Origin of the sequence: Flavobacterium urocaniciphilum (assembly GCF_900110615.1) — a bacterium.
Classification (GTDB): domain Bacteria; phylum Bacteroidota; class Bacteroidia; order Flavobacteriales; family Flavobacteriaceae; genus Flavobacterium; species Flavobacterium urocaniciphilum.
In genome coordinates, this window is record NZ_FOEI01000001.1 from 91,960 (window position 1) to 117,121 (window position 25,162).

23 protein-coding genes are annotated in these 25,162 nt (G+C 27.6%); all 23 read left to right on the forward strand.

What is annotated here, in order from left to right; translation table 11 throughout:
- Positions 1 to 77 precede the first annotated feature (77 nt).
- The gene (wecB, locus tag BMY86_RS00375) at positions 78 to 1,202 is read left to right on the forward strand and encodes a non-hydrolyzing UDP-N-acetylglucosamine 2-epimerase (protein ID WP_091463551.1); all 1,125 of its coding nucleotides are present in this window, start codon (positions 78 to 80) and stop codon (positions 1,200 to 1,202) included.
- 10 nt (positions 1,203 to 1,212) lie between these two features.
- A complete protein-coding gene (locus tag BMY86_RS00380; RefSeq protein WP_091463554.1) occupies positions 1,213 to 1,815 on the forward strand; it encodes an acyltransferase in 603 nt (200 codons plus the stop codon).
- Positions 1,816 to 1,820: 5 nt separating this feature from the next.
- Positions 1,821 to 3,068, forward strand: a complete 1,248-nt coding sequence (locus BMY86_RS00385) for a glycosyltransferase family protein (RefSeq protein WP_143065572.1) — start codon at positions 1,821 to 1,823, stop codon at positions 3,066 to 3,068.
- Positions 3,061 to 3,945, forward strand: a complete 885-nt coding sequence (locus tag BMY86_RS00390) for a glycosyltransferase family 2 protein (protein ID WP_091463560.1) — start codon at positions 3,061 to 3,063, stop codon at positions 3,943 to 3,945. The genes BMY86_RS00385 and BMY86_RS00390 overlap by 8 nt, the downstream gene beginning before the upstream one ends.
- A gap of 10 nt (positions 3,946 to 3,955) precedes the next feature.
- On the forward strand, positions 3,956 to 5,392 hold the full coding sequence (locus BMY86_RS00395) for an MBOAT family O-acyltransferase (protein WP_091463561.1): 1,437 nt from the start codon (positions 3,956 to 3,958) through the stop codon (positions 5,390 to 5,392).
- 1 nt (position 5,393) lies between these two features.
- Positions 5,394 to 6,299, forward strand: a complete 906-nt coding sequence (locus BMY86_RS00400; RefSeq protein WP_143065573.1) for a hypothetical protein — start codon at positions 5,394 to 5,396, stop codon at positions 6,297 to 6,299.
- Positions 6,300 to 6,391: 92 nt separating this feature from the next.
- Complete coding sequence (locus tag BMY86_RS00405; protein WP_091463564.1) at positions 6,392 to 7,414, forward strand: N-acetylneuraminate synthase family protein; 1,023 nt, start codon at positions 6,392 to 6,394, stop codon at positions 7,412 to 7,414.
- On the forward strand, positions 7,404 to 8,567 hold the full coding sequence (gene neuC / locus BMY86_RS00410) for a UDP-N-acetylglucosamine 2-epimerase (RefSeq protein ID WP_091463567.1): 1,164 nt from the start codon (positions 7,404 to 7,406) through the stop codon (positions 8,565 to 8,567). Before BMY86_RS00405 ends, neuC begins: the two co-directional genes overlap by 11 nt.
- Positions 8,567 to 9,268, forward strand: a complete 702-nt coding sequence (locus BMY86_RS00415) for an acylneuraminate cytidylyltransferase family protein (RefSeq protein WP_091463570.1) — start codon at positions 8,567 to 8,569, stop codon at positions 9,266 to 9,268. The genes neuC and BMY86_RS00415 overlap by 1 nt, the downstream gene beginning before the upstream one ends.
- Complete coding sequence (asnB, locus tag BMY86_RS00420) at positions 9,268 to 10,974, forward strand: asparagine synthase (glutamine-hydrolyzing) (RefSeq protein ID WP_091463572.1); 1,707 nt, start codon at positions 9,268 to 9,270, stop codon at positions 10,972 to 10,974. The genes BMY86_RS00415 and asnB overlap by 1 nt, the downstream gene beginning before the upstream one ends.
- A gap of 16 nt (positions 10,975 to 10,990) precedes the next feature.
- On the forward strand, positions 10,991 to 12,424 hold the full coding sequence (locus tag BMY86_RS00425; RefSeq protein ID WP_091463575.1) for an MBOAT family O-acyltransferase: 1,434 nt from the start codon (positions 10,991 to 10,993) through the stop codon (positions 12,422 to 12,424).
- A gap of 42 nt (positions 12,425 to 12,466) precedes the next feature.
- Entirely contained in the window at positions 12,467 to 13,291 is an 825-nt protein-coding gene (locus tag BMY86_RS00430) for a hypothetical protein (protein ID WP_091463578.1), read from the forward strand.
- A 1-nt stretch (position 13,292) separates the two neighbouring features.
- Entirely contained in the window at positions 13,293 to 14,192 is a 900-nt protein-coding gene (locus BMY86_RS00435) for a hypothetical protein (protein ID WP_091463582.1), read from the forward strand.
- Positions 14,192 to 15,586, forward strand: coding sequence for a UDP-glycosyltransferase (locus tag BMY86_RS00440; protein WP_091463583.1), 1,395 nt, complete (start codon positions 14,192 to 14,194; stop codon positions 15,584 to 15,586). The genes BMY86_RS00435 and BMY86_RS00440 overlap by 1 nt, the downstream gene beginning before the upstream one ends.
- Complete coding sequence (locus BMY86_RS00445; RefSeq protein WP_177177096.1) at positions 15,579 to 16,136, forward strand: serine O-acetyltransferase; 558 nt, start codon at positions 15,579 to 15,581, stop codon at positions 16,134 to 16,136. The genes BMY86_RS00440 and BMY86_RS00445 overlap by 8 nt, the downstream gene beginning before the upstream one ends.
- Positions 16,137 to 16,138: 2 nt before the next feature.
- Entirely contained in the window at positions 16,139 to 17,287 is a 1,149-nt protein-coding gene (locus tag BMY86_RS00450; RefSeq protein ID WP_091463585.1) for a glycosyltransferase family 4 protein, read from the forward strand.
- 162 nt (positions 17,288 to 17,449) lie between these two features.
- Positions 17,450 to 18,973, forward strand: a complete 1,524-nt coding sequence (locus tag BMY86_RS00455; protein WP_091463587.1) for a glycosyltransferase family 2 protein — start codon at positions 17,450 to 17,452, stop codon at positions 18,971 to 18,973.
- A 21-nt stretch (positions 18,974 to 18,994) separates the two neighbouring features.
- Positions 18,995 to 19,996 (forward strand): glycosyltransferase family 2 protein, encoded by a 1,002-nt coding sequence (locus BMY86_RS00460; RefSeq protein WP_091463588.1) that lies wholly within the window; start codon positions 18,995 to 18,997, stop codon positions 19,994 to 19,996.
- A gap of 37 nt (positions 19,997 to 20,033) precedes the next feature.
- Complete coding sequence (locus tag BMY86_RS00465; RefSeq protein ID WP_091463592.1) at positions 20,034 to 20,585, forward strand: serine O-acetyltransferase; 552 nt, start codon at positions 20,034 to 20,036, stop codon at positions 20,583 to 20,585.
- 1 nt (position 20,586) lies between these two features.
- Positions 20,587 to 21,708 (forward strand): glycosyltransferase family 4 protein, encoded by a 1,122-nt coding sequence (locus BMY86_RS00470; RefSeq protein WP_091463596.1) that lies wholly within the window; start codon positions 20,587 to 20,589, stop codon positions 21,706 to 21,708.
- On the forward strand, positions 21,705 to 22,766 hold the full coding sequence (locus BMY86_RS00475; RefSeq protein WP_091463600.1) for a glycosyltransferase: 1,062 nt from the start codon (positions 21,705 to 21,707) through the stop codon (positions 22,764 to 22,766). The genes BMY86_RS00470 and BMY86_RS00475 overlap by 4 nt, the downstream gene beginning before the upstream one ends.
- On the forward strand, positions 22,763 to 24,124 hold the full coding sequence (locus BMY86_RS00480; protein WP_091463604.1) for an O-antigen ligase family protein: 1,362 nt from the start codon (positions 22,763 to 22,765) through the stop codon (positions 24,122 to 24,124). Before BMY86_RS00475 ends, BMY86_RS00480 begins: the two co-directional genes overlap by 4 nt.
- A complete protein-coding gene (locus BMY86_RS00485; protein WP_091463607.1) occupies positions 24,099 to 25,103 on the forward strand; it encodes a glycosyltransferase family 4 protein in 1,005 nt (334 codons plus the stop codon). The genes BMY86_RS00480 and BMY86_RS00485 overlap by 26 nt, the downstream gene beginning before the upstream one ends.
- Positions 25,104 to 25,162 lie beyond the last annotated feature (59 nt).

A 25,162-nucleotide genomic window follows, 5' to 3' on the forward strand; every position in this document is an offset into this window, starting at 1 on the left:
TGATACAACCTTAAACAAATAGTTTATTAATATTGGATGTTCCATTTGACAATTAAAAAAACAAACAAATCAAACAAATGAAAATTTTACTTTGTTTTGGTACTCGCCCAGAAGCTATAAAAATGGCACCTTTATATCATCAATTAAGGAAAGATTCTTTTTTTGATGTTAAAGTTTGCGTAACAGCTCAACACAGGCAAATGTTAGATCAGGTTTTAGATTTTTTCGAAATTGTTCCTGATTATGATTTAGATTTAATGCAAAAAAACCAATCGTTAAATGCACTTAGTGCAAGAATTTTAACGGGTATAAATGAAGTTTTTTTAGAAGTAAAACCAGATTTAGTCTGTGTTCATGGTGATACAACTACTTCTTCTATGGTGGCTTTGGCCGCTTTTCATAACGGTATAAAAGTAGGGCATATAGAAGCAGGTTTAAGAACTTACAATAAAAATTCTCCTTTTCCTGAAGAAATAAATAGACAAATTACAGGAAGATTAGCCGATTTTCATTTTGCTCCCACTTCTTGGGCTGCAGAAAATCTTTTGCAAGAAAAAGTTTCCATAGAAAATATTTTAGTTACAGGTAATACTGTAATTGATGCCTTGCAATTAGGTATTTCTAAACTAGAAAATAATTTTACTTGTGCCGATTTGGATTTAGTAAAGCAAGTTGTGGATACTACTAAAAAAGTAATTTTGATTACAGGTCATCGTAGAGAAAATTTTGGAGTTGGTTTTGAAAATCTTTGTTTAGCAATTAGGGATTTAGCAATTACAGAAACTAATGTTCAAATTATATATCCTGTACATTTGAATCCTAATGTGCAAGAACCAGTACAGCGTATTTTAGGTGATGTACCTAATGTAAATTTGATTCCACCAGTAGATTATCCAGCTTTTTTATATTTGATGCAGCAATCTTATTTTATAGTCACTGATTCAGGAGGTGTTCAAGAAGAAGCTCCATCATTAGGGAAACCTGTGTTGGTTACACGTGATACAACAGAACGTCCAGAAGCGATTCAAGCTGGAACAGTTGAATTAGTTGGTACTAATACAGAAACTATAGTAGCAGCTTGTTTACGTTTATTACATAATGAAAAACAATATCAATTGATGAGTAAAGCTCATAATCCTTATGGAGATGGAAAAGCTTGTGAAAAGATTATTAATTATTTAGTAAAAACAGACTTAGTTTAAAATTTTAAGTATGAAAAGCAAGTCAGTTATTTTAAAACTTTTTAAACATATACCATCTTCTTCAATTAAAGTTTTTTTATTGAAAACTTTATTTGGATATTCAATTGGTCGAAATGTTACAATAGGTAAATCAATAATAAATTGTTCCAAAGTTAATATTGGTGATAATGTTAAGATTGCAGATAATAATGTTTTTTCTTGTTCGGAATTAAATATTGGATCTAATTCGATGATACACTCAGGAAATGTTTTTATTGGCTCTTCTAAATTTTCAATAGGGAGTGATTCAAGAATAATAAATAATCACTATTTCGATTTATGGAACAATATCACAATAGGAAATAATACATGGATTGCTGGGAGAAATAGTCAATTTTGGACTCATGGGTCAATTCACACAAAAACAAACACTAAAGATTTATCAATTACTATCAAAGATAATGTATATGTTGGTTCTTCTTCATGTTTTGCACCCGGAGTCAATATTGAATCAATTAATTTGATAGGATTAGGAAGTGTTGTGACGAATGATTTTAATCAAAGTAATTCTATTATAGCTGGTAATCCAGCTAAAGTTGTAAAAGAAAACATTGATTGGAGAAAAAATTGGTAGGATTTATGAAAAAAATACTTGTTGTAGTTGATTCGATAAATGTAAATGATAGTAGTGGTTCTAAATGTAATGTAGCGCTTATCATTAACATGATAAAAGCAGGTTATAATGTTAAAGTGTATCATCATTCAAGGAAAGATATTTCAATTAATGGTGCTCATTGTGTAAAAATTAATGTAAATAAATTCAATTGGATTTATATTTTGGGTGGTTTTTTAAGATTTTTAAATAGAAACTTTAATTTAATTACAACGCCATTCATTGAAAGAAAAATAGGTTTTTCACCAGCATTTTTAAGTGATGTACATGATTTTACAAGAACATTAAAAAAAGATAGCTTTAACCCAGATTTAGTAATTACTTTAAGTAAGGCTGCGAGTTTTAGACCACATAAAGCATTATTGAACATAAAAGAATGGCATAGTAAATGGTTAGCTTACGTGCATGATCCATTTCCTTTTCATTTTTATCCAAAGCCTTATGATTTTTATGCTCCAGGTTATAAGTATAAAGAACAATTTCTAATTAATTTTGCCAATAAAGCTGCATATTCTGGTTTTCCTAGTCTTTTACTTAAAGAATGGATGGGTAAATTTGCGCCTGATTTTTTAAACAAAGGAGTTGTGATTCCTCATCAATTAGTAGAAATTGAGAATAAAGAAATTCAGTTACCTGAATTCTTTAATCGAAATAAATTTACTTTATTACATGCAGGTTCTTTATTAGGTCAAAGAAATCCGAAAGGATTAATTGAAGGATTTTTTAAATTTTTAGAATCTAATCCTGAAGCGAATGAAACTGCACAATTAATTCTAATTGGAAGTATTTCAGAAAACCATTCAGATACATTTAATAAACACAAAAACAAAAGGGATAATTTAATCTCAATAAATAAAAATTTACCTTTTGATGTAGTTTATCAACTTCAATATTCTGTATCTGTAAATATAATTTTGGAAGCAAAATCTGATATCAGTCCATTTTTGCCAGGAAAATTTCCACATTGTGTAGCTGCAAACAAAAAAATGTTAGTTCTTGGTCCAGAGAACAGCGAAACTAGAAGGCTATTAGGAAATGATTATGAGTATTTTTCTGAAATTGATAATGTAGATGTTATTTCAAAATTAATCGAAAAATTATATTTCGAATGGAAAGCAAATCCAAATGAAATGTTACTTAATAAACCAGAACTTTTAGATTATCTTGGTGCGAATAATTTAAAATTCATAATTGACACATTATTAAATGACTAAATTTTCTTTTTTAATAGTTACTAAAAACAGAGCAGAAGAACTTGCTTTTACATTAGATAAAATCTATAAAATGATTGATGTTAATGTACATGAAGTTTTGGTTTTTATTGACGGCTGTGAAACAACAGAATTAATAAAAGAAAATTTTCCTTGGGTAAAATGGTTTGGAGTTGCCAAGAGTATTGGCGCATCTCCAGCTAGAAATATGTTATATAAAAATGCAGTTGGAACTATTTTAATTGGATTAGATGATGACGCACACCCAATTTCAAACAATTTTATTGAAAAATGTACAACTTTATTTCACGATAATCCAAAATTAGGTATTATTGCCTTTCAAGAAGTTACGGGTGAATTTTTATCTGATAGTTTAGCATTAGAAAAAGCTGAAAAGGAATTTATTCAGTTTCAAACCAATAATTTTGTTGGATGTGGATTTGCATTAAAGAATGAAGTTTATAAAAAAACAAATGGGTTTCCTTTATGGATTGATATTTATGGTGAAGAAATATGCTTAGCAATTGAAGTTTTAGATGCAGATTTTGAAATATTGTATGATAATTCTATTATCGTAAATCATAGAATAAATAAAGAGGTAAGAAATCAACAAGGTAAATATTACTTTAGGTTTAAAAAACAATTAAAAAACACAATTTTCTTTTATTTGGTATACCGTAAATTCCCATTAAAAAAAATTTTTAAAACCCTATTCCATAACTTTAATAAATATGCATTAAAAGATTTTACTTATTTTAAATTATTTTGGTTGGCTTTATTTGAAGCATTATACAACTTGTTTTTTGTTTTAAAATTCAGAAAACCAGTAAAAAATGAAACTCTTCAAAAATTTAAAAACTTACAAGATTTAAAATTCTAATACTAAATTAATGCTTTTCAATTCTATAAATTTTGCCATTTTTTTGCCAATAGTGTTTCTGTTGTATTGGTTTGTAACAAAAAATAATTTAAAATTTCAAAATATACTTTTACTAGTTGCTAGTTATTATTTTTATGCTTGTTGGGATTTTCGTTTTTTATTTTTACTTATCTTTTCAACATTATTAGATTATTATTCCGGAATAAAAATTGAAAATAGTTCTTCAGAAAAAAATAGAAAATTTTGGTTTTGGTTAAGTATCGGAATCAATTTAGGTTTTTTAGGAGTATTTAAATACTACAATTTCTTTGTAGATTCTATTAAAGATGTAGTTTTTTTATTTGGGCATAAAATTGATTTATGGACCATAAAAGTAATTTTACCAGTTGGGATTTCTTTTTATACTTTTCACGGACTATCTTATGTTATTGATATTTATAAAAAAAGAATTCCAGTCGAAACAAATTTTATCAATTACGCAACTTTTGTTTGCTATTTTCCCTTACTTGTTGCTGGTCCAATTGAACGTGCTACTCATTTATTACCTCAAATTAAAAAGAAAAGAACGTTTAATTATGCACAAGCTGTTGATGGTCTTCGACAAATTTTATGGGGTTTATTTAAGAAAATTGTTATTGCCGATAATTGTGCCGAATACGCAAATTTAATTTTTAATAATTCAGATGATTATTCGGGGTCTACTTTAATAATGGGTGCTTTGTTTTTTACGTTTCAAATTTATGGAGACTTTTCAGGTTATTCTGATATCGCATTGGGAACTTCCCGATTGTTTGGTATGGAATTGTTGAAAAACTTTAATTTTCCTTATTTCTCAAGAGATATTGCAGAATTTTGGCGTAGATGGCATATTTCATTGTCTTCTTGGTTTAAAGATTATTTGTACATTCCACTTGGTGGAAGTGTTGGTGGTTTAAAATTAAAAATCAGAAATACATTTATTATTTTTTTAGTTAGCGGATTTTGGCATGGTGCTAACTGGACTTTTATTGTTTGGGGCGCATTAAATGCTTTGTATTTTTTGCCTTTATTGCTTTCAAATACGAATAGAAATTATATGAAAATTGTGGCTTATGATAGCAATTTGCCATCATTTAAAGAATTGGTTTCAATAATTATTACATTTTCTTTAACTGTATTTGCTTGGATATTTTTTAGAGCAAATTCTTTAACACATGCAATTACTTATATCAAAGATATATTTACTTCAAAATTAATTGCCTTACCTGAAGTCAGACCAACATTTGTTATTGTTTTGGTCGCAATTTTTATTTTAATTGAATGGATAGGTAGAAGAAATAATTATGCTTTAGAGAAAATGTTTACAGAGAAATCTGTATTTGTAAGATGGAGTTTTTATTTTGTTTTACTCTTTGCTATTTTTATTTTTAGTACAAAAGAACAAGAATTCATTTATTTTCAATTTTAAGATGAAGAAATTTTTATTAAGAATTAGTTTGTTTGTATTGGTGCTTTTTATTGTAGATAAAGGTTTTTATTATTTTTTGTATAAAGCACCAGAATTAGAATATGATCAAAGACTTGAAAAAGTAATTAACGGTAAAATTAATAAAGATATAATAGTACTAGGTTCTTCTCGTGGTGCTGGTAATATCATAGCTAGTCAAATCGAAAAGGAAACAAATCTGTCATCATATAATTTATCGTACATTGGTTCTAATGTATTGTTTCAAGAATTTATTTTAAAATCAGTATTAAAATTTAATAAAAAGCCAAAAAAAGTTATTTTATCTATAGATAATACTTATGAATTTGTTTTTGAAAAAACTTTAAATTTTAAATTCGATAAATTATATCCGTTATCTAAATATAACTATATTAATAATGAATTAATAGACAGAAAAGAAAGAAGTATAATATCAAAAGTATTTTGTTTAGGAAGATTAAGTAAAAATAGTTTTATATTAAAAAAAGAAGAAATTCCTACTAAAAATCCTATTTTACCTTGTGGTTCTATGCCTTTTGTTGAAAAATCAAAGGATACTAAAATAGAGTTTTTAAAAGACATTAAGAAATATGATAGTAAGAAAGAGCTTCCAGAAAAATTAAAAGCTTTTAAAAATATTCAAACTATTTGTAAAGAAAATAATATTCAATTGATTTTTGCTCTTCCTCCAAATTTCAATGAATTTAATACAGATTTTGAAAAGCGATTTAGAAAATTAATGTTGCCAGAAAATAAAATTATTATTTATAATAGAAAGAATCCAATTTATAAAAACCAAGAGTATTATTTTGATGCTTTGCATTTATTTAAAAATGGTGCAACTGTTTTTACATCTGAAATAAGTGCTTTTATCAATCAAAATAGATAATAAATTTTATAAAAATTGTAGTAAACTAACTATTCAAGAGTTTAAAGAATTTACTAACTTGCCAACTTCAATAATTTACAGTAAACTTGATAATGAAAAATTTAAATTTTCCATATTTAATTGCCGAAATCGGACAAGCACACGAAGGAAGTTTAGGAATTTTACATTCTTATATTGATGCTGTAGCAGCTACTGGTGTACATGCTATAAAATTTCAAATGCATATTGCCGAAGCAGAAAGTAGTTCGTTTGAGCCATTTCGTGTAAAGTTTTCTTATGAAGATAATACGCGTTATGATTATTGGAAAAGAATGGAATTTACATTAGAGCAATGGAAAGGAATTAAAACACATTGTGATGAAGTTGGTTTAGATTTTATTTGTTCGCCATTTAGTAATCTTGCTGTTAATTGGTTAGAAGAAATTGGAGTAAAATATTATAAAATTGGTTCAGGTGAAGTAAATAATTTATTATTACTTGAAAAAATTGCAAAAACAAATAAACCAGTCATTATTTCTTCAGGAATGAGTAGTTTCTCAGAATTAGACAAAACAGTTTCCTTTTTGAAAGAAAGAAATGTCGATTTCTCTATCTTGCAATGTACCACATCATATCCTACGCAACCGGAACAATTTGGGTTTAATGTAATCCAAGAATTAAAAGAAAAATATCAAGTAAAAGTTGGTTTTTCAGACCACTCAGCAAAAATCGCAACCAATTTAGCGGCAGTTGCATTAGGTGCTGAAATCTTAGAATTTCATGTAGTATTTGATAGAAGAATATTTGGACCAGATTCAAAATCTTCTTTAACGATTAATGAAGTTTCTCAATTGGTTGAAGATGTTAATGCAACTTATACAGCCATTCAAAATCCAATTAATAAAAATAATAACGAACAATTTTCCGAATTGAAATCGATATTCGAGAAATCGTTAGCAATCAATAAAAATTTACCTGAAGGTCATGTTATTACTTTTGACGATTTAGAAGCAAAAAAACCTAAAGGATACGGAATTGACGCATTAAAATTTCAAGATATTATTGGATTGAAATTGAAGCACGATATGAAACAATGGGATTTCATTAATGAAAATGACTTAACGAATGACAAATAAAAGAAAAATAGCAGTTGTAATTACAGCCCGACCTTCATATAGTAGAGTTAAAACGGTTTTAGAAGCTATAAAAAATCATCCAAATTTAGAATTGCAATTAATCATTGCGGCTTCTGCATTATTAGATCGTTATGGTTCAGCTATTAATTATATAGAAAAAGATGGTTTTCAAATTTCCGCTAAAGTTTTTAATGTTTTAGAAGGTGAAAATTTAACCGCTGCAGCAAAAACAACAGGAATTGGAATCTTAGAATTATCAACGGTTTTTGATAATTTAAAACCTGATGTTGTTGTAACTGTTGCCGATAGATTTGAAACTATGGCTACAGCCATTGCAGCTTCTTATATGAATATTCCTTTGGCACATATTCAAGGTGGAGAAGTAACAGGGAATATTGATGAAAAAGTGCGTCATTCTATCACAAAATTAGCCGATTATCATTTTGTAGCTTCCGAGTCAGCAAAAGAAAGAGTCATAAAATTAGGAGAAAATCCTGAATTTGTTTTTAATACAGGTTGTCCATCAATTGATTTAGCAAAACAAGTAAAAGAAAATAGTCATTCTTTGCCATTTAATCCATATGAAAAATATGGTGGCGTTGGAGCTAAACCAAATTTAGATAATGGTTATTTAGTGGTGATGCAACATCCTGTAACTAATGAATATCAAGATTCACGAAAACATATTGAAGCTACTTTACAAGCTGTTTATGAAATTAATAAACCTACATTATGGTTTTGGCCGAATGTAGATGCTGGTGCAGATGGAACTTCAACAGGAATAAGAGCTTACCGAGAAACACATCAATTGCCAAACGTACATTTCTTTAAGAATATGGAAGGTAAAGATTTCTTACATTTATTAAACCATGCCAATTGTTTAATTGGAAATTCAAGTGTAGGAATTAGAGAATGTGCTTATTTAGGTGTGCCTGTTGTTAATATTGGTTCGCGACAAAACAGAAGAGATAGAGGTGATAATGTAGTGGATACAATTTATGAAGTAGAAGCTATTAAAAAAGCTATTTTTGAAAGATTAGATACGAATTCAAAATTGGTGTCAGATGTTTATGGTGGAGGAGATGCAGGAGAACAAATTGCTAATTTATTAGAAAATCTTCCTTTGCAATTTCATAAAACAATCATGTATTAATGCGAATTTTAGGTGTCATTCCAGCGCGTGGCGGTTCAAAAGGAGTTCCTGGTAAAAATATAAAAACACTAGGTGATAATCCTTTATTGTATTTCACTTCAAATGCTGCAAATCAATCCAAATTATTAGATAAAACAATTCTTTCTTCTGATGATTCTGAAATTATAAAAGTAGCTAAAGAGAATCAAATTAATGTTCCATTTATTAGGCCTGAACATTTAGCAAACGATACTGCAACTAGTATTTCTGTAGTACAACACGCTATTGAATACATGGAAAGTTTAGGTGAATATTATGATGCGATTTGTTTACTTCAACCTACTTCACCTTTTAGAGAAAAAGGATTTATTGATGCTGCTATTCAAAAATTTATTACTGAAGATGCAGATGCTTTAGTGAGTGTGTTGCCTGTTCCACACGAATTCAATCCCCATTGGGTTTTTGAACCAAATGATTCAGGATTTTTAAAAATTTCTACAGGAGAAAATTCAATTATTTCTCGCCGACAAGATTTACCAAAAAGCTATTTTAGAGATGGTTCTGTGTATATCACAAAAACTGAAATCATAAAAAGAGGAAGTTTTTATGGTGAAAAATTAAGTTTTTTGGAAAGCAATCCCGATTTTTACGTAAACATCGATACTTTGAAAGATTGGGAAATTGCTGAAAATAAGTTACATTTCTTAAAAGATAGATTATAATGTGCGGAATTGTTGGAATACTTTCTCTTTCAAAATCTATTGATGAAAGAAAAATCACTTTGTCTAAAATGCTTAAGGCACAAGAACATCGTGGACCTGACGCACAAAAAGATTGGCATGATTCTGTTTGTAGTTTGGGGCATAATCGTTTAAGTATAATCGATTTATCTGAAGAAGCTAATCAACCGATGCATAGTCATTGTGGTAGATATGTTGTTGTTTTCAATGGTGAAATTTATAATTATATTGAAATAAAAAAGGAACTTCAAAATCATTTTGTATTTAAAACACAATCTGATACTGAAGTTTTACTTGCTGCTTATATTCGTTGGGGAAAAGCATTTTTAGAGAAATTAAACGGAATGTTTGCTATCGCCATTTGGGATAAGCATGAGCAAAAATTATTTATTGCTCGTGACAGATTTGGTGTTAAACCATTTTATTATTATCAAAATGATGATCAAATTATTTTCGCAAGTGAAATAAAATCAATTTGGGCGGCTGGAATTTCTAAAAATAAAAACAAAAAAGTTTGGGCAAATTATTTAAGTTTTGGAACTTACGGTTTGCCTCACGAAACTTTTTGGGAAAATATATTTCAATTGCCAGCTGCACATTATGCAGAGTTTTCATTACTTGATTTCAATATTAAACCTCAAAAATGGTATGATTTTGTTTCAAGAGTTAATTCAATTGAACCCTTAAATGTAGTTACTTTAAAAGAACAGTACACCGAGTTATTAAACGACGCTATTCAATTGCGTTTTCGTGCAGATGTTCCTTTAGGAATGAATGTAAGTGGTGGTTTGGATTCATCGACTTTAATTGCTCTAATTCATAAAAATTTACCATCAAATCAAAAAATTGAGGCTTTTACATTTTATTGTAATGATTCCAATTATGATGAATTACCATGGGTGGAAGCTTTATTGCAAAATAAACCTTATCATTTAAATAAAGTTTTATTAAAGTCTGAAGATGTACCTCATTTAATTTCTGAGTTGAGTCTAAATCAAGACGAGCCTTTTGGTGGATTTCCCACAATAGCCTACAGTTTATTGTTTAAAGAAGCTAGAAAAAAAGGAATCAAAGTATTATTAGATGGTCAAGGAATGGATGAAGCTTGGGCAGGTTACGATTATTACCATAATAATTCAAATAATATTATTCAAGGTTTAAATTCAAGTCCTGTAAAACCTGAAGTTTTGCTACAAGAATTTTCCGCTTTTGCTGAAAAAGAAATTTATGAGAAACCTTTCGAATCGAATATGAAAAATATGCAGTATCGTGATATTTTTTATACAAAGATTCCAAGAGCATTGCGTTTTAATGATCGCATAAGTATGTTGCATGGAACAGAATTACGTGAACCATTTTTAGATTTTAGATTAGTCGAATTGGCTTTTGCTCAAGAAGATTCAATGAAATTTGAAAACGGGAATACAAAATGGATGTTGCGTCAATTGAGTCAAAATCTACTAGGAAATAATATTGCCTTAGCGCCTAAAAGAGCGTTGCAAACTCCACAAAGAGAATGGATTGCAAATGAACTTAATACTTATTTTTCAGACAAAATATCACAGTTTTCAAAGCTAGATTTTGTAGAAGAGTCAAAAGTTAATCAAATTTGGAAAGAATATAATAATGGAAATCAAGATAATAGTTTCTATCTTTGGCAATGGATAAATTTGATATCAATACTATAAAAATTTTATAACATAAATGTTTTTTAATTCACTTCATTTCGCGGCATTTTTGCCAATTGTTTTTATATTATATTGGTTCGTATTTAATAAAAATAAATCTTGGCAAAATAGTATTTTAATTGTTGCTAGTTATTATTTTTATGCTTGTTGGGATTGGCGTTTTCTTTTTTTATTAGTGTTTTCAACACTTTTAGATTATTTTACAGGAATAATGATCGAGAAAAACGAAACCATTTCTAAAAGAAGATTTTGGTTTTGGCTAAGTATAATAGTAAACTTAGGATTTCTTGGAGTTTTTAAATATTATAATTTCTTTGTGACTTCTTTTTCCGATTTACTAAATGGTTTCGGATTTAAAGTTAACCCATTATTAATTGAAGTAGTTTTACCAGTCGGAATTTCTTTTTATACGTTTCATGGTTTATCTTATGTGATTGATATTTACTATAAACGCATTAAGGCCGAATATAATTTTGTAGATTATTCACTTTTCGTAAGTTATTTTCCCTTATTAGTTGCCGGACCAATTGAACGTGCAACACATCTTTTGCCTCAAGTTAAAGTAAAACGTGAGTTTAGTTTTGAAAAAGCCAAAGAGGGGGTACATCAAATTATTTGGGGATTAGTAAAAAAAGTTGTAATTGCCGATTCTTGTGCGATGTATGCCAATGAAGTGTTTAATCATCAACAAGATATGAATACGTTGTCATTGATTTTGGGAGCAGTTTATTTTGCTTTTCAAATATACGGTGACTTTTCAGGGTATTCTGATATCGCATTAGGAACTTCTAAATTATTTGGAATTGATTTGTTGAAAAATTTCAATTTCCCATATTTCTCAAGAGATATAGCAGAATTTTGGCGTCGTTGGCACATTTCTTTATCGTCTTGGTTTAGAGATTATTTATACATTCCATTAGGAGGAAGTAAAGGAGGAAAATGGATGCAATTGCGCAATACATTTATCATCTTTTTAGTAAGTGGTTTTTGGCATGGTGCGAATTGGACTTTCATAGCTTGGGGTTTAATTAATGCGATTTATTTCTTGCCTTTGTTATTGTTAAATAAAAACAGACACAATTTAGAAGATATAGATTTCAAATGGAATGCTGAAGGTTTGAAAACCATTATTAATATCTTTTTGACTTTTACAATTACCACATTTGCATGGATTTTCTTTAGAGCAAAATCAATTACTGATGCTTTTGCTTACATTAAAAACATGTTTACGAATTTGAAATTTGATATTCAATATTTAGGCAACGAACGTTATGCACCAGAATTATTAGCCTTAGTTGGTGTATTTATAATTTTTGAATGGTTTCATAAGTACAAAAACGAACCTATTTCTGGAAAATATGAAAATGTTAAACTTCTGTTTTGTATCATGGCTATTTTAGCTTTAGGTGTATTCTCTGATTATAAAGAGTTTATTTATTTTCAGTTTTAATTCATGAATAGTTTTGTAAAACATATTCTAAAAATAGTAGTAATGTTTACTATATGCGCATATGCGTTAGATTTTGGTTTTACATATGTTTATAGAAATTCATCTCCACAGAATAAAGTACAATATATCAGTAGTTTAAAAAATCAAAAATTAGATTATATTTTTATTGGTTCTTCACGTGTTGAAAATTCTGTAATTCCTGAAATAATAGAAGAAAAAACAAAAAAAAGAACAATAAATTTAGGTGTTCAAGGTGCTACAATTAAGGATTTGGTATTTATAACGAAATTGTTGAATGACTTAAATATAAGTTACAAAAAAGTGTTTTTTCAATTAGACTATAAGATTAATGATGTTGATCAATATTCAAAGAAATTTCAAACAGAATTGTACCCTTTTATAGGTATAAATGAACTAATTGATAATTACGTATTTGATAATAATTTAAATAAATTTGAATTAAAATATTTGCCATTTTATAAATACAATATTGCATCACAAAATTTAGGGTTTAGAAATATTATGCTAACGGTTTTAAAAATAAAAAAAACAGTTCATAAAAGTCAAGGCTATATGCCTTTAAATGGTTCCGAAAAAATGACCTTTGAAATTCTTCCAAAATATAATTCTAATAATAAATATTTGACTGAGTTGCTAAAAACTAAAAAAGCATCTTTTTTTAGTTGTCCGTTGTTTTCTACGATTTCAAAGAATAATTATTTTGATGATTTAAAAAACACCATAACAGATTTTAAAGATTTATCAAGTTCTGTAGTAAAAAAAGAACTTTTTAAAGACAGTTATCATTTAAATAATGATGGCGCAATTGTTTTTACAAATATTTTAATTGACAAACTTAAATTATAGAATGAAGCTTTTTCTTAAAAAAACTTTAGTATTTCTTTTTATACTTTTAGCAGCAGCTTTGTTGTTAGATGTAATTTATACGGCTATTATTTCACAATCTTCTGAAAGAAATAAAGTAGAAAATGTAATCCATTCAAAAAACAAAAAGTTTGATGTTGTATTTATGGGAACTTCCCGTGCTAATAATCATTTTGTACCCGAAATTTTTGAGAAAAAAGGCTATAAAGCTTTCAATTATGGAATGAGCGGTTCGCATATGTTTGAAACTGCTTTGATGTTGAAATTAATGATGGCAAATAATTATAAAATCAAGAATTTAATAATGGAAGCCGATTTGAGTATTTGTAATGAGAAAAGAGATGAAGGCACTACAGCTCGTTTCATGCCATATATTCACGGAAATGAAATTATCAAAAATCACTATAAAAACGAATCTGATTTTTATCAAATTTACTATATACCTTTCTACCGATATATAAAATTTGACAACAAAATTGGATTTCGTGAAATGTATGATGTTATTACTAAAAAGCCAACAAATACATTATATAATAAAGGATACTATCCATTGTTGAGTAATCGAAAAGGAAAAATGAATAATGATATTTCTACTTTAAAACCGATACGAAATAAGTATTATGAAGAAATTAAACGTATTTGTAAGCAAAATAATATCAAATTAACTGTTGTGATGACACCCATGTGTGAAAACACAAAAGGATTAGAATATTTTGAAAAGGTTAATGAACTCTATCCTGAAATTCATAATTTTGAAAATGTTGTTTCAGATGATAAATATTTCTCATCTTGTGGACATTTAAATGATGAAGGTGCAAAGATTTATACAAATTTTATTTTTAATAAATTTTTTGATGATTCAAAAAGTAACACAAAAATTTAATGAATAAAAAAAAGATTTTTATTTTATTACCTGATGGGGTTGGACTTAGGAATTTTGCTTTTTCAAATTTTCATAAAATTGGAAAGGAAAATTTCGATATTGTATTTTGGAATAATACACCTTTTAACTTAACGGATTTAAATTTTTCGGAAGTCAAAATTGTAAACTCAAAAGTACATATTGTATCAGATGTTATAAAAAGTGCAATCAATCAATCTACATTATTATTAAATAAGAAAATTGAAAATGATTCGATCTATGATTCTTATCGTTTTAAACCTAATACAAATGGATTTAAAAATAAACTGAAAAATTTTCTAGTTACTGTTTTAATTAAGGTTTGTACAAATAAACATGGGATAAGTTTTTTAAGAAAATGTCTTAATAAATTAGAAAAAAACACTCCTTATTATAATTCTTGTAAAGAACAATTAATTTTGCATAAACCAGATTTTGTTTTTTGTACGAATCAAAGACATTTAAGCGCTTTAGCACCTTTATTAGCTGCTAAGGAATTAAAAGTTCCAACAGCTACTTTTATTTTTTCTTGGGATAATTTACCGAAAGCTACAATGGTTGTTGAAACTGATTTTTATTTTGTTTGGAGTGTTTTTATGAAAAATGAATTGTTGAAATATTATCCGAATTTAAAAGAAGAACAAGTAAAAATAACAGGTACACCGCAATTTGAAACTCATTTTGAAGAAGAAAATTATATGTCTAAAGAAGAATTTTTTTCTACATATAAATTGGATGAAACTAAAAAATACATTTGTTATTCCGGTGATGACATTACAACTTGCCCAGATGATGAAAAATATTTAGAAGATGTAAGTCTTGCAGTTGCTAATTTGAATTCAAAAGGTTATAATTTAGGAGTTATTTTTAGAAAAAGTCCTGTCGATTTTTCAAATCGATATAATGATGTTCTTGAAAAATTTAAAGACATAATTGTACCAATTGATCCAAAATGGGCTATGATGGGAAATGCATGGAATACTGTTTTACCACTAAAAGAAGATAACTCTGTTTTAGTAAATACTATTAGATTTTCGGAAATTGTTATTAATTTAGGTTCGTCTATGGTTTTTGATTTTACAATTTTTGAAAAACCATGTTTATATATCAATTATGATGTTACAGATAAAAAACAAAAAGCTTGGTCGGTAAATACAATATATAAATTTGTTCATTTTAGATCAATGTTTTCGAAAAATGATGTAATTTGGTTAAATAATCAATCTGAAATTGAACAAAAAATACAACTTGCTTTAGAAAATAATGCGTCAGTTGAAGGAGCCAAAAAGTGGTTTGAAAGAATAAATATTCAACCTGCAAATATGGCTTCACAAAGAATTTGGAAAGAAATTAACACCATTCTTAATCATGGATAAATTAATTCAATCAGATTTTAAAAGACACGGAATAGATAAAGTAACATTTTCTAAGATACTTTCTGTTTTTTTGTTTTTTCCAAATCCAGGATTAAAATTCATGACTATTTTTAGACTTTGTCAAAAGTATAGAAATAGAAATAGAATTTTGTTTTTGTTCTATTTTTTATGGTTACGTAGATTGAAATTCAAATACGGTATGGATATTTCTTATCGTACTAAAATAGGTGCAGGTTTCTATATTGGTCATTTTGGTGGAATTGTCATTCATGGTGATGTAATTATAGGTAACAATTGTAATATTTCACAAGGAGCAACTTTAGGTGTTTCAAATTCTGGTAACATAGGTACACCAATTATTGGAAATAATGTTTTTATTGGTCCGAATGCAGGTGTTTTTGGAAATATCGAAATTGGGAATAATGTAACTATTGGAGCAAATTCTGTGGTTACTAAATCAATACCTTCTCATTCAACAGTTGCAAGCTCAATTGTAACAATTTTTGAAAAAGATTTATCTGAGAATTATATTCATAATAGATATTTGTAAATATGAAAATTGGCTTTCTTACACCAGAATATCCACATGAAAGAACAGGTAATTCTGGAGGAATTGGTACTAGTATAAAGAATTTGGCTCATGCAATTACTGCATTAGGACATGAAGTTGTTGTTTTGGTATATGAACAAAAAGAAGATGCTGTTTTTTTTGACAATAAAGTTGAAGTTCATCAGATAAAGAATATAAAAATTAAAGGTTTATCTTGGTTTTTGACTCGAAAGAAAATCGAAAAAATCATCAATTCTTTATACTTAAATAATAAAATTGAAATTGTTGAAGCTAATGATTGGACTGGAATTACATCATTTATCAAACCAAAAAAATGTCCAATTATTATTAAATTACATGGAAGTGACACCTATTTCTGTCATTTAGATAAACGTCCCGTAAAATGGATTAATAAATTTCATGAAAAAAGAGCTTTAAAAAAAGCAGATGGTCATGTTTCTGTCAGCGCATACACAGCAAAAATGACAAATGAAGTTTTCAATCAAAATCATAATTTTACTATAATTCCAAACGGAGTTGATATGTTTTTGTTTCAAAATGAAGAAAATAAATCAATTGATGTTACTACCATTCTATATTTTGGAACATTAATTCGTAAAAAAGGACTGTTAGAATTGCCGCTTGCTTTTAATATCATTCATCAAAAGAATCCAAATACTGAATTGGTTTTGGTAGGAAAAGATAATTTTGATATTATTTCTGGAAATAGTTCTACTTGGAAAATGATGCAAGAATTGTTTACTCCAAGTGCTTTAAAAAAAGTTAATTATATAGGACCAGTTGCCTATTCAGAAGTTAAAAAGTATATTGAAAAAGCTACCGTTTGCGTTTTTCCAACCTTTGCTGAAGCGTTACCTGTTTCATGGTTAGAAGCAATGGCTATGGAAAAAGCGATTGTTGCATCTAATATTGGATGGGGAAATGAAATTGTAGAAGATGGTATTTCCGGTTTTTTAGCACATCCAACCAATCATCAAGAATATGCAGATAAAATTTTGCAATTATTAAATGATGATACTTTAAGAGTTACTATAGAGAAAAATGCAAAAAATAGAATTTTATCACATTTTGAAATTAATTTTGTAGCAAATCAAAATCTTGATTTCTATAAAAAAATTATAGGAAACTAATTTTTTATTGACTTAATAAAAATATATAATAATATTACTAATTTGGTTTATAGTGTTATATTTGGTCTTTTAACTTTAGGTTTTAAAAATTAAGTTTTTTCAATTTTAAACTGATATATTTATATTTAGAAATATATTTCAATACATATTTACAAAGAATTAATGCAAAATTTTAAAATACATATCACTTCTAATGGTGAAGAGATTCTATATACTGGTAGTCCTGATTTGCAATTATTAGAAAATCTTTCTCTTGGTGCTGGAGATATATGGCATTCGAGTTTTAAACAAGGTTACTTTAACTTTTTTGAAGAAATCATTTATTTTGCTGCAACATTTAATTTTTTATCTCATGATTTCCCTAATTTAAAACAATGCGTAAGTTGGAGAATTAATCCTGAAGCTTTCGCAGTTAGAAAGTCAGTTTGGGAAAGACTTGATAATTGGGACATTGATTTTAAAACTGAAGAAATGAGAGCCATTAATTTTGGATTTAATGCAGTAAAAAATCAAGGTGCTGTTTCCCTTTATGTAGAAAATTTATTTACTGAGGTTAGTACTAAACTTCCGAAAGTAAATGTTTTTGATATGTTTTTATTTTATAGAAAAAATTTCAAAAAAAGACATTCTGTTTATTTATTAATTCGTAAAGGACTATTTAATTTTAATTATTGGAATGCTTATTTAAAAACGAAAAAAATTAAGCAAATTACAGGTCAGTTAAAAGCTTTGAATATTAAAGATTTACAGCCTGTGAAAGGTAGTCCAACAATTGGCTATGTAATACCTACAATGTTAAGACAAAACTTTACTAGAGAATTAATTATTTGCCTTAAAAATCAAACAGTTCCACCTACTAAAGTTGTAGTTGTAGATGCAACTCCCTTAGAAAATAGACAAGAAAAAATTTATGAAATTGATAATTTGCCTTTTGAATTAATTGTTCAGTTTCAAACTACTAAAGGAAGCTGTAGGGCAAGAAATGAAGCTTTAGAATTGTTAGATACAGATTATGTTATTTTTGGAGATGACGATATCTGTATTCCTGATAATTTTGTGGAAAATCATATTTTGTTTTTACAAAATTACAATGCCGATGCTTGTAATGGGCTAGACATACGTGCAGATCATGAAAAACAAACTTTAAATGATTTGTGGCCTAAATTAAAAGAAATTGAAAATATTAGATGGAAGTCTGGAGTTTCTTTTAATTATAGTAACGCTAATTCTTGTGTATCAAGAGCGGTTTTAAACGTACTAAAAGACAATGATGTTAATTTTGATGGCGGATATGGAGAAGATACTGATTTTGGTTTACGTATTTTAAAAAATGGATTCGTTTTATTACATAATCCTTTTTCTGCCAATTTACATTTAAAACCTGCACAAGGAGGTTATCGTTTTTGGGGTAATCAAGCTAAAAAAAGAAAGGCTATGCCTTGGGAAGGAGATTTTCCAGTTAAAAATATTTTTCCTATTCCTAGTCCAACTATTTCTTATTATAATTTGAAACATTACGATAAAAAGGCACTTAAAGAGTATAAAATAAAACACTTTTTACTTTATTTAGGTTCGGGTAGTATTTCTGATAGGGTTCTTAAATTTATTACCTTACCGAAAAAGTTTATGCAATATGAAAAGTCAATATTTTACGCTAAAAAGTTAATCGAGCGAAATAATTTATAAACAATATTTATCTTGATTTAAATGAATTTTAGTTTGATAATTTGTACTTATAATAGAAGAAATGCTATAGAAACGCTTATGAATTCTATAGTTGTTCAATTGTTATATCCTAACCAGATTATTATTGTTGATGGTTCTTTAAATCTAGAAACTAAAGCTTACTTTGAATCAGCAAATTTTAAAAATTTAGATTATTTTTTAGTTGACGATATTAATAGAGGATTAACTAAACAACGAAATTTTGGAATTTCAAAAGTTAATTCTACAACTGAAATTGTTTGTTTTTTAGATGATGACACCATTTTAGATGAAAAATATTTTGAGGAAATCATAAATACTTATGCTAGATTTCCTGATGCTTTTGGTGTTGGAGGATATATTACCAATGAAGTGAAATGGGAAAAAAACACTTTAGATTTTAAGGAAGATAAAAAATATTTTACTTATGATGGATTTCATAGAAGTGAAGATAAAAGATTTATTTTAAGAAAATCATTAGGTTTAGATTCTGATGTGTTACCAGGTTTTTCACCACTTTTTTCACATGGTAGAAGTGTAAGTTATTTACCTACTTCTGGTAAAATTTATAAAGTGGAACAATTAATGGGTGGAGTGTCTTCTTTTAAAAAAGAAGTTTTAGATATTCATAAATTTTCAACTTATTTTGAAGGTTATGGTTTATATGAAGATGCTGAATTTACCATTAGAATTTCAAAATTCGGACAATTATATTTGAATACAAATGCACAATTGGAACATCATCATGATGCTTCTGGACGACCAAATAAATATAACTATGGAAAAATGGTTGTTCGTAATGGTTGGTATGTTTGGCGTACCAAAAATCCAAATCCTAAAATGATACATAGTTTTAAATGGCATAGTATCACGATTTTGCTTACACTTATTCGTGTTGCTAATATTCTTACTACAAATAAAAGAAAAGAGGCATTAACAGAAAGTTTGGGAAGAACAGTTGGTTGGTTTTCTTTATTAACTAATAAGCCTTTAATTATTGATTAATTTTAGATTTTTGTTTTATTATAACTTATAATTTTAAATGAATTTTATATCTCATATTCGCACTGATTACAGAAAGTTTAAAAAATATGGAGGTAATTTCTTTACTATCGTTTTTTTTACACAAGGTTTTTGGGCAGTTTTTCAATATCGTATAGCGAATGCGGTTTATAAAATGAAGTTGCCAATAATAAAGCAAGTTTTAAATGTTTTTTGTTTACTTTGGCAAAAAGTAATTGAAACTACAACTGGAATTTCTATACCAGCTTCTGCACAAATAGGTCATTCTTTTTATATCGGTCATTTTGGAGGAATTATTCTAAATGCTAAAACTTGTATTGGTAATAATTGTAATATTTCTCAAGGTGTAACTATTGGAGTTTCTGGAATCGGTGAAAAGAGAGGAGTGCCTGTAATTGGTAATGATGTATATATAGGTGCTAATAGTGTAGTTGCAGGTAAGATAAACATACACGATCATGTTTTAATTGCTGCTTGCTCATTAGTCAATACTGATGCTGATGAAAATAGTGTAATGATGGGTGTTCCAGCAATAATGGTTTCCAATAAAAGTTCGGAGGGATATATTTAATATGAAACTGGTTGTTTTTTCTAATGCTCCAATTGTAAAAAAAGATGATTTATCTTTTTTATATGCACCTTATGAAAAAGAAATGCAATTATGGGCAAAACATGCTCATTCTATCCAGTTTTGTTGTCCGATTTGGAATGAAGATAGAAGTTTGTTAATAGCACCTGTATCTTTTGAAATACAACCAACAATTGAATTAAAAGATTTTAATGTTACTACTTTTTGGAATGTTTTTAAGGCGTTTCCAAATGTAATTCGGAATTTTGCTACCATTTATAAAGCTATGAAAAACGCAAATCATATTCATTTGCGTTGTCCTGGAAACATTGGTTTGTTAGCATGTTTAATTCAGGTTTTATTTCCAAATTCTCCAAAAACCGCAAAGTATGCTGGAAATTGGGATCCAAAAGCAAAGCAACCTTTTACATATAAAATTCAGAAATGGATTTTAAATAATACTTTTCTAACTAAAAACATGCAAGTTTTGGTTTATGGTGAATGGGAAGGAAATTCTAAAAATATTAAACCATTTTTTACAGCAACATATTCAGAAAAGGAGATAACACATTCAATTATTAAGATTAAGAATGATGTAATACACTTCATGTTTGTTGGGATGCTTAGTGAAGGAAAAAGGCCTTTATATGCTATTCAACTTATTGAAGAATTAAATAAAATGAATATAAATGTTCATTTGTCTGTTTATGGAGAAGGGATTTTAAGATCTGAAATAGAAGAATATATTTCAACAAAGAATCTTAAAAATCAAGTAACTATTTTTGGAAATCAAACTAAAGATATTATAAAAGAAGCTTATCAAAATAATCATTTTTTAATTTTGCCTTCAAAATCAGAAGGTTGGCCAAAAGTTGTGGCTGAAGCTATGTTTTTCGGTTGTGTGCCTTTAACAACAAATGTTTCATGTGTAAATTATATGATAGGAAATGGTAGTAGAGGTAGGATATTGTCACTAAATTTAAATGATGATGTTGCTCAAATTCAAAAATTGCTGCTTAAAGAGTCTGATTATTATAAAATGAGTGATGCTGCATGCAATTGGTCGAAACAATTTACAACAGAGTATTTTGAAAATGAAATTAAAAAACTTTTGACCATCTCATGAGAATTATACAGTTAATAGATAGTTTAGATGCGGGTGGTGCAGAACGAATGGCAGTAAATTTTGCTAACGCAATATCTGAAAAAATCACGTTTTCTGGAATTGTGTCTACACGAAAAGAAGGTGTTTTAAAGCAAGAAATAAAGCAAATTAAAAATTATGCTTTTTTAGGAAGAAAAAATAAATTTGATATAAATGCTATTTTTTTGGCTTCTAAATATATTAAGAAAAACAAAATTAAAATTGTTCATGCTCATAGTAGTTCATACTTTTTTGGTGTATTAATTAAAATATTTAATCCAAAAATTCAATTAATTTGGCATGATCATTATGGAAATAGAGCAAAAGATAATAAGCAAAAATGGATATTAAAATTTTGTTCCTTTTTCTTTTCTAAAATTTTTACAGTTAATGATGAACTAAGAGTTTGGTCATTGCAACATTTGAATTGCAAAAATGTTTTTTTTCTGCCTAATTTTTCAGATTTAAAGAAAACTGAAGAAAGAACAATTTTAAAAGGTGAAGCCAAAAAACGTATTGTTTGTTTAGCTAATTTGAAAAATCCTAAAAATCATTCTACTTTAATTAATGGTTTTATTACCAGTGAGATTTATAAACAAAATTGGACTTTGCATTTAATTGGTAAAGATTTTAAAGATACCTATTCCGATAATTTGAAAACCATAATAAAAGAAAATGGTTTAGAAAATTCGATATTTATTTATAATGCTTGTCAAGATATTAAATATGTGTTGTCTCAAGCAACTATTGGAGTTTTAGCTTCAACTTACGAAGGTTTTCCAGTAACATTATTAGAATATGCACAATCAAAACTGACTGTATTATCTACAAATGTAGGATTTTGCAGTAGTTTAGTTACTCATAATTCAAATGGTTTGTTATTTGATCCTACAAATTCAGAAGAATTATCAAACCATTTTATCTATCTTTCTAATAATCCTGAAATTTGTGCTAATTTTGCAATTCAATTTCAAAAGATTGTTGAAAATAATTATTCAAAAGAAGCAATAATAAATAAATATTTAAATCTAATTAATTGAATTTTTTTAAATTAAATAAAATTTCATATTTAGTCTTTCATGTATTGTTAGGCTTGTTAGTTCATTTTGTTGGAGAATTTGTGTTTATTTATTTCGCAATTTTTTTAGCTTTAGGAACTTATTGGTTAATTAAAAATAATGATAGCGATTTTCAAACTTTAACTTTAATTTTATATGTAGTAGGTTTAGAAATTCTATTTAGAATGCGGTCTGAAGGATCTATGTATGATATAGGAAAGTATTCAGTTATTTTTTTTTGTATTTTAAGTTTCGGACATATTCGGATTAATTTAAAAGCTTGGCCTTATTTGGCTATTCTTTTGCTATTTATTCCAGGAATAGTTTTAACTGTAAATACCTTCTTTTTTGAAATTGATGTTCGAAAAAAAATCATGTTTAATTTATTAGGTCCATTTAGTTTAATTTTTGCTTCCCTCTATACTTATAATAAAAGAATTTCTTTACAGAGATTAAACAATATCCTTTTTATTGCAGCTGGACCATTAGTAAGTATTTTAACTCTTATTATAGTTTATACACCATCTAACAAAGAAGAAGTTTTCACTAATACGACATCTAATTTTGTTACATCTGGAGGATTTGGACCTAACCAAATGTCTGTGGTTTTAGGTTTGGGTGTTTTTATATTTTTCACACAATTTATTTTTAATTCTAAAGAAAAAATTTACTCATTAGTTTCGTTGTTTTTGTTTTTTCTGTTTTCATATAGAGGATTAATTACCTTTTCTAGAGGTGGTATGTTGACTGCATTAGCAATGGTAATAGTTTTTTGCTTTACTATTTTTAAATTACTCAATAAAAAAGCAAAATCTAAATTTTTAGGTGTTTTTTCAATAATTCTTATTTTATCAGCATCAGCATGGTTGTATAGTTCATATGAAACAGGTGGTTTAATTGATAAAAGATATAAAAATAAAGATGCTGCAGGAAGAGTTAAAGAGTCGCAAATGTCAGGTAGGGAAGATATTATGGAAACGGATTTGAAATTCTTTGAAGAAAATCCGATCTTTGGTGTTGGACCAGGAATTGGCGGTATGATGCGAGGAGAAGAAGGATTGCAAGGTATGCAAGCACATAGTGAGCCAACTCGACTTTTAGCCGAACATGGTTCTTTTGGATTAATTATTTTATTAATGTTAATCTTTGTACCTATTATTAAATACTTTAGATTTAGACAATACCATCATTTATATTTCTTCCCCTTTTTAATTTTTTGGGGATTAACGATTAATCATGCTGCTACTCGGATTGTTGCTCCTGGAGTTTTATACGCTTTAACTTTGCTTAATGTTTATATTCAAAATGATGAAGATGAAGATACTGTATCTAGGAAATAAGCTTTCGAAACACGGAATTAATAAAACTACAGTTGAAACTTTAGGTGGGTTGTTGTCTGAATCTGGTTTTGAAGTTGTTTCTTACTCTTCTAAAAAAAATATTTTGCTTCGATTATTAGATATGCTTTATGGAATATTAAAACACAAAGACTCAAATTATATTTTAATCGATACATACAGTACATCAGCTTTTTGGTTTGCTTTTATATCTAGTCAATTTGCTAGATTTCTTAAAATAAAGTACATACCCATTTTGCATGGTGGTGATTTACCAAATCGTTTGCAAAAAAATCCTAAATTATGTAAATTAATTTTTGCAAATGCAAACAGATTAGTTTCTCCATCAGGTTATTTAAAATTTCATTTTGAACAACACGGATTTTCTAACGTTATTCATATTCCAAATTCAATTACAATTTCAGAATATCAGTTTAAAGAAAGAAAGTTTTTTTCTCCAAAACTTATTTGGGTTCGAGCTTTTGCTGAAATTTATAATCCAAAAATGGCAATTGATGTTTTAGAAAAGTTAAAGCATAAATATTCAAATGCTACTTTAACAATGATTGGACCAGATAAAGATGGTAGTTTAAATAGTATAAAAGAATATGCAAAACATTTAAATTTAAAGGTTGATTTTACAGGAAAACTTTCCAAGAAAGAATGGACTACCTTAGCTCAAAATTTTGATGTTTTTATTAATACTACTCATTTTGATAATATGCCAGTTAGTGTGTTAGAAGCAATGGCTTTAGGATTACCTGTAGTTTCAACAAATGTTGGTGGTTTACCGTATTTAATTGAACATGATAAAACGGGGTTTTTAGTTGATGATAATGATATTTTAGCAATGGTGAGTAAAATTGATCAAATTATTTCATCTCCTATACAAACGAATGAAGTTGTTAGTAATGCTAGGAATTTTGTTCAAAGTGCTGATTGGGAAAATGTTAAAAATAAATGGATAAATCTATTAAAATGATTTTTTTTTAAAATAGATGTAATTCTTCAATTTATTAAACAACTTTACTTTTTTTTAAT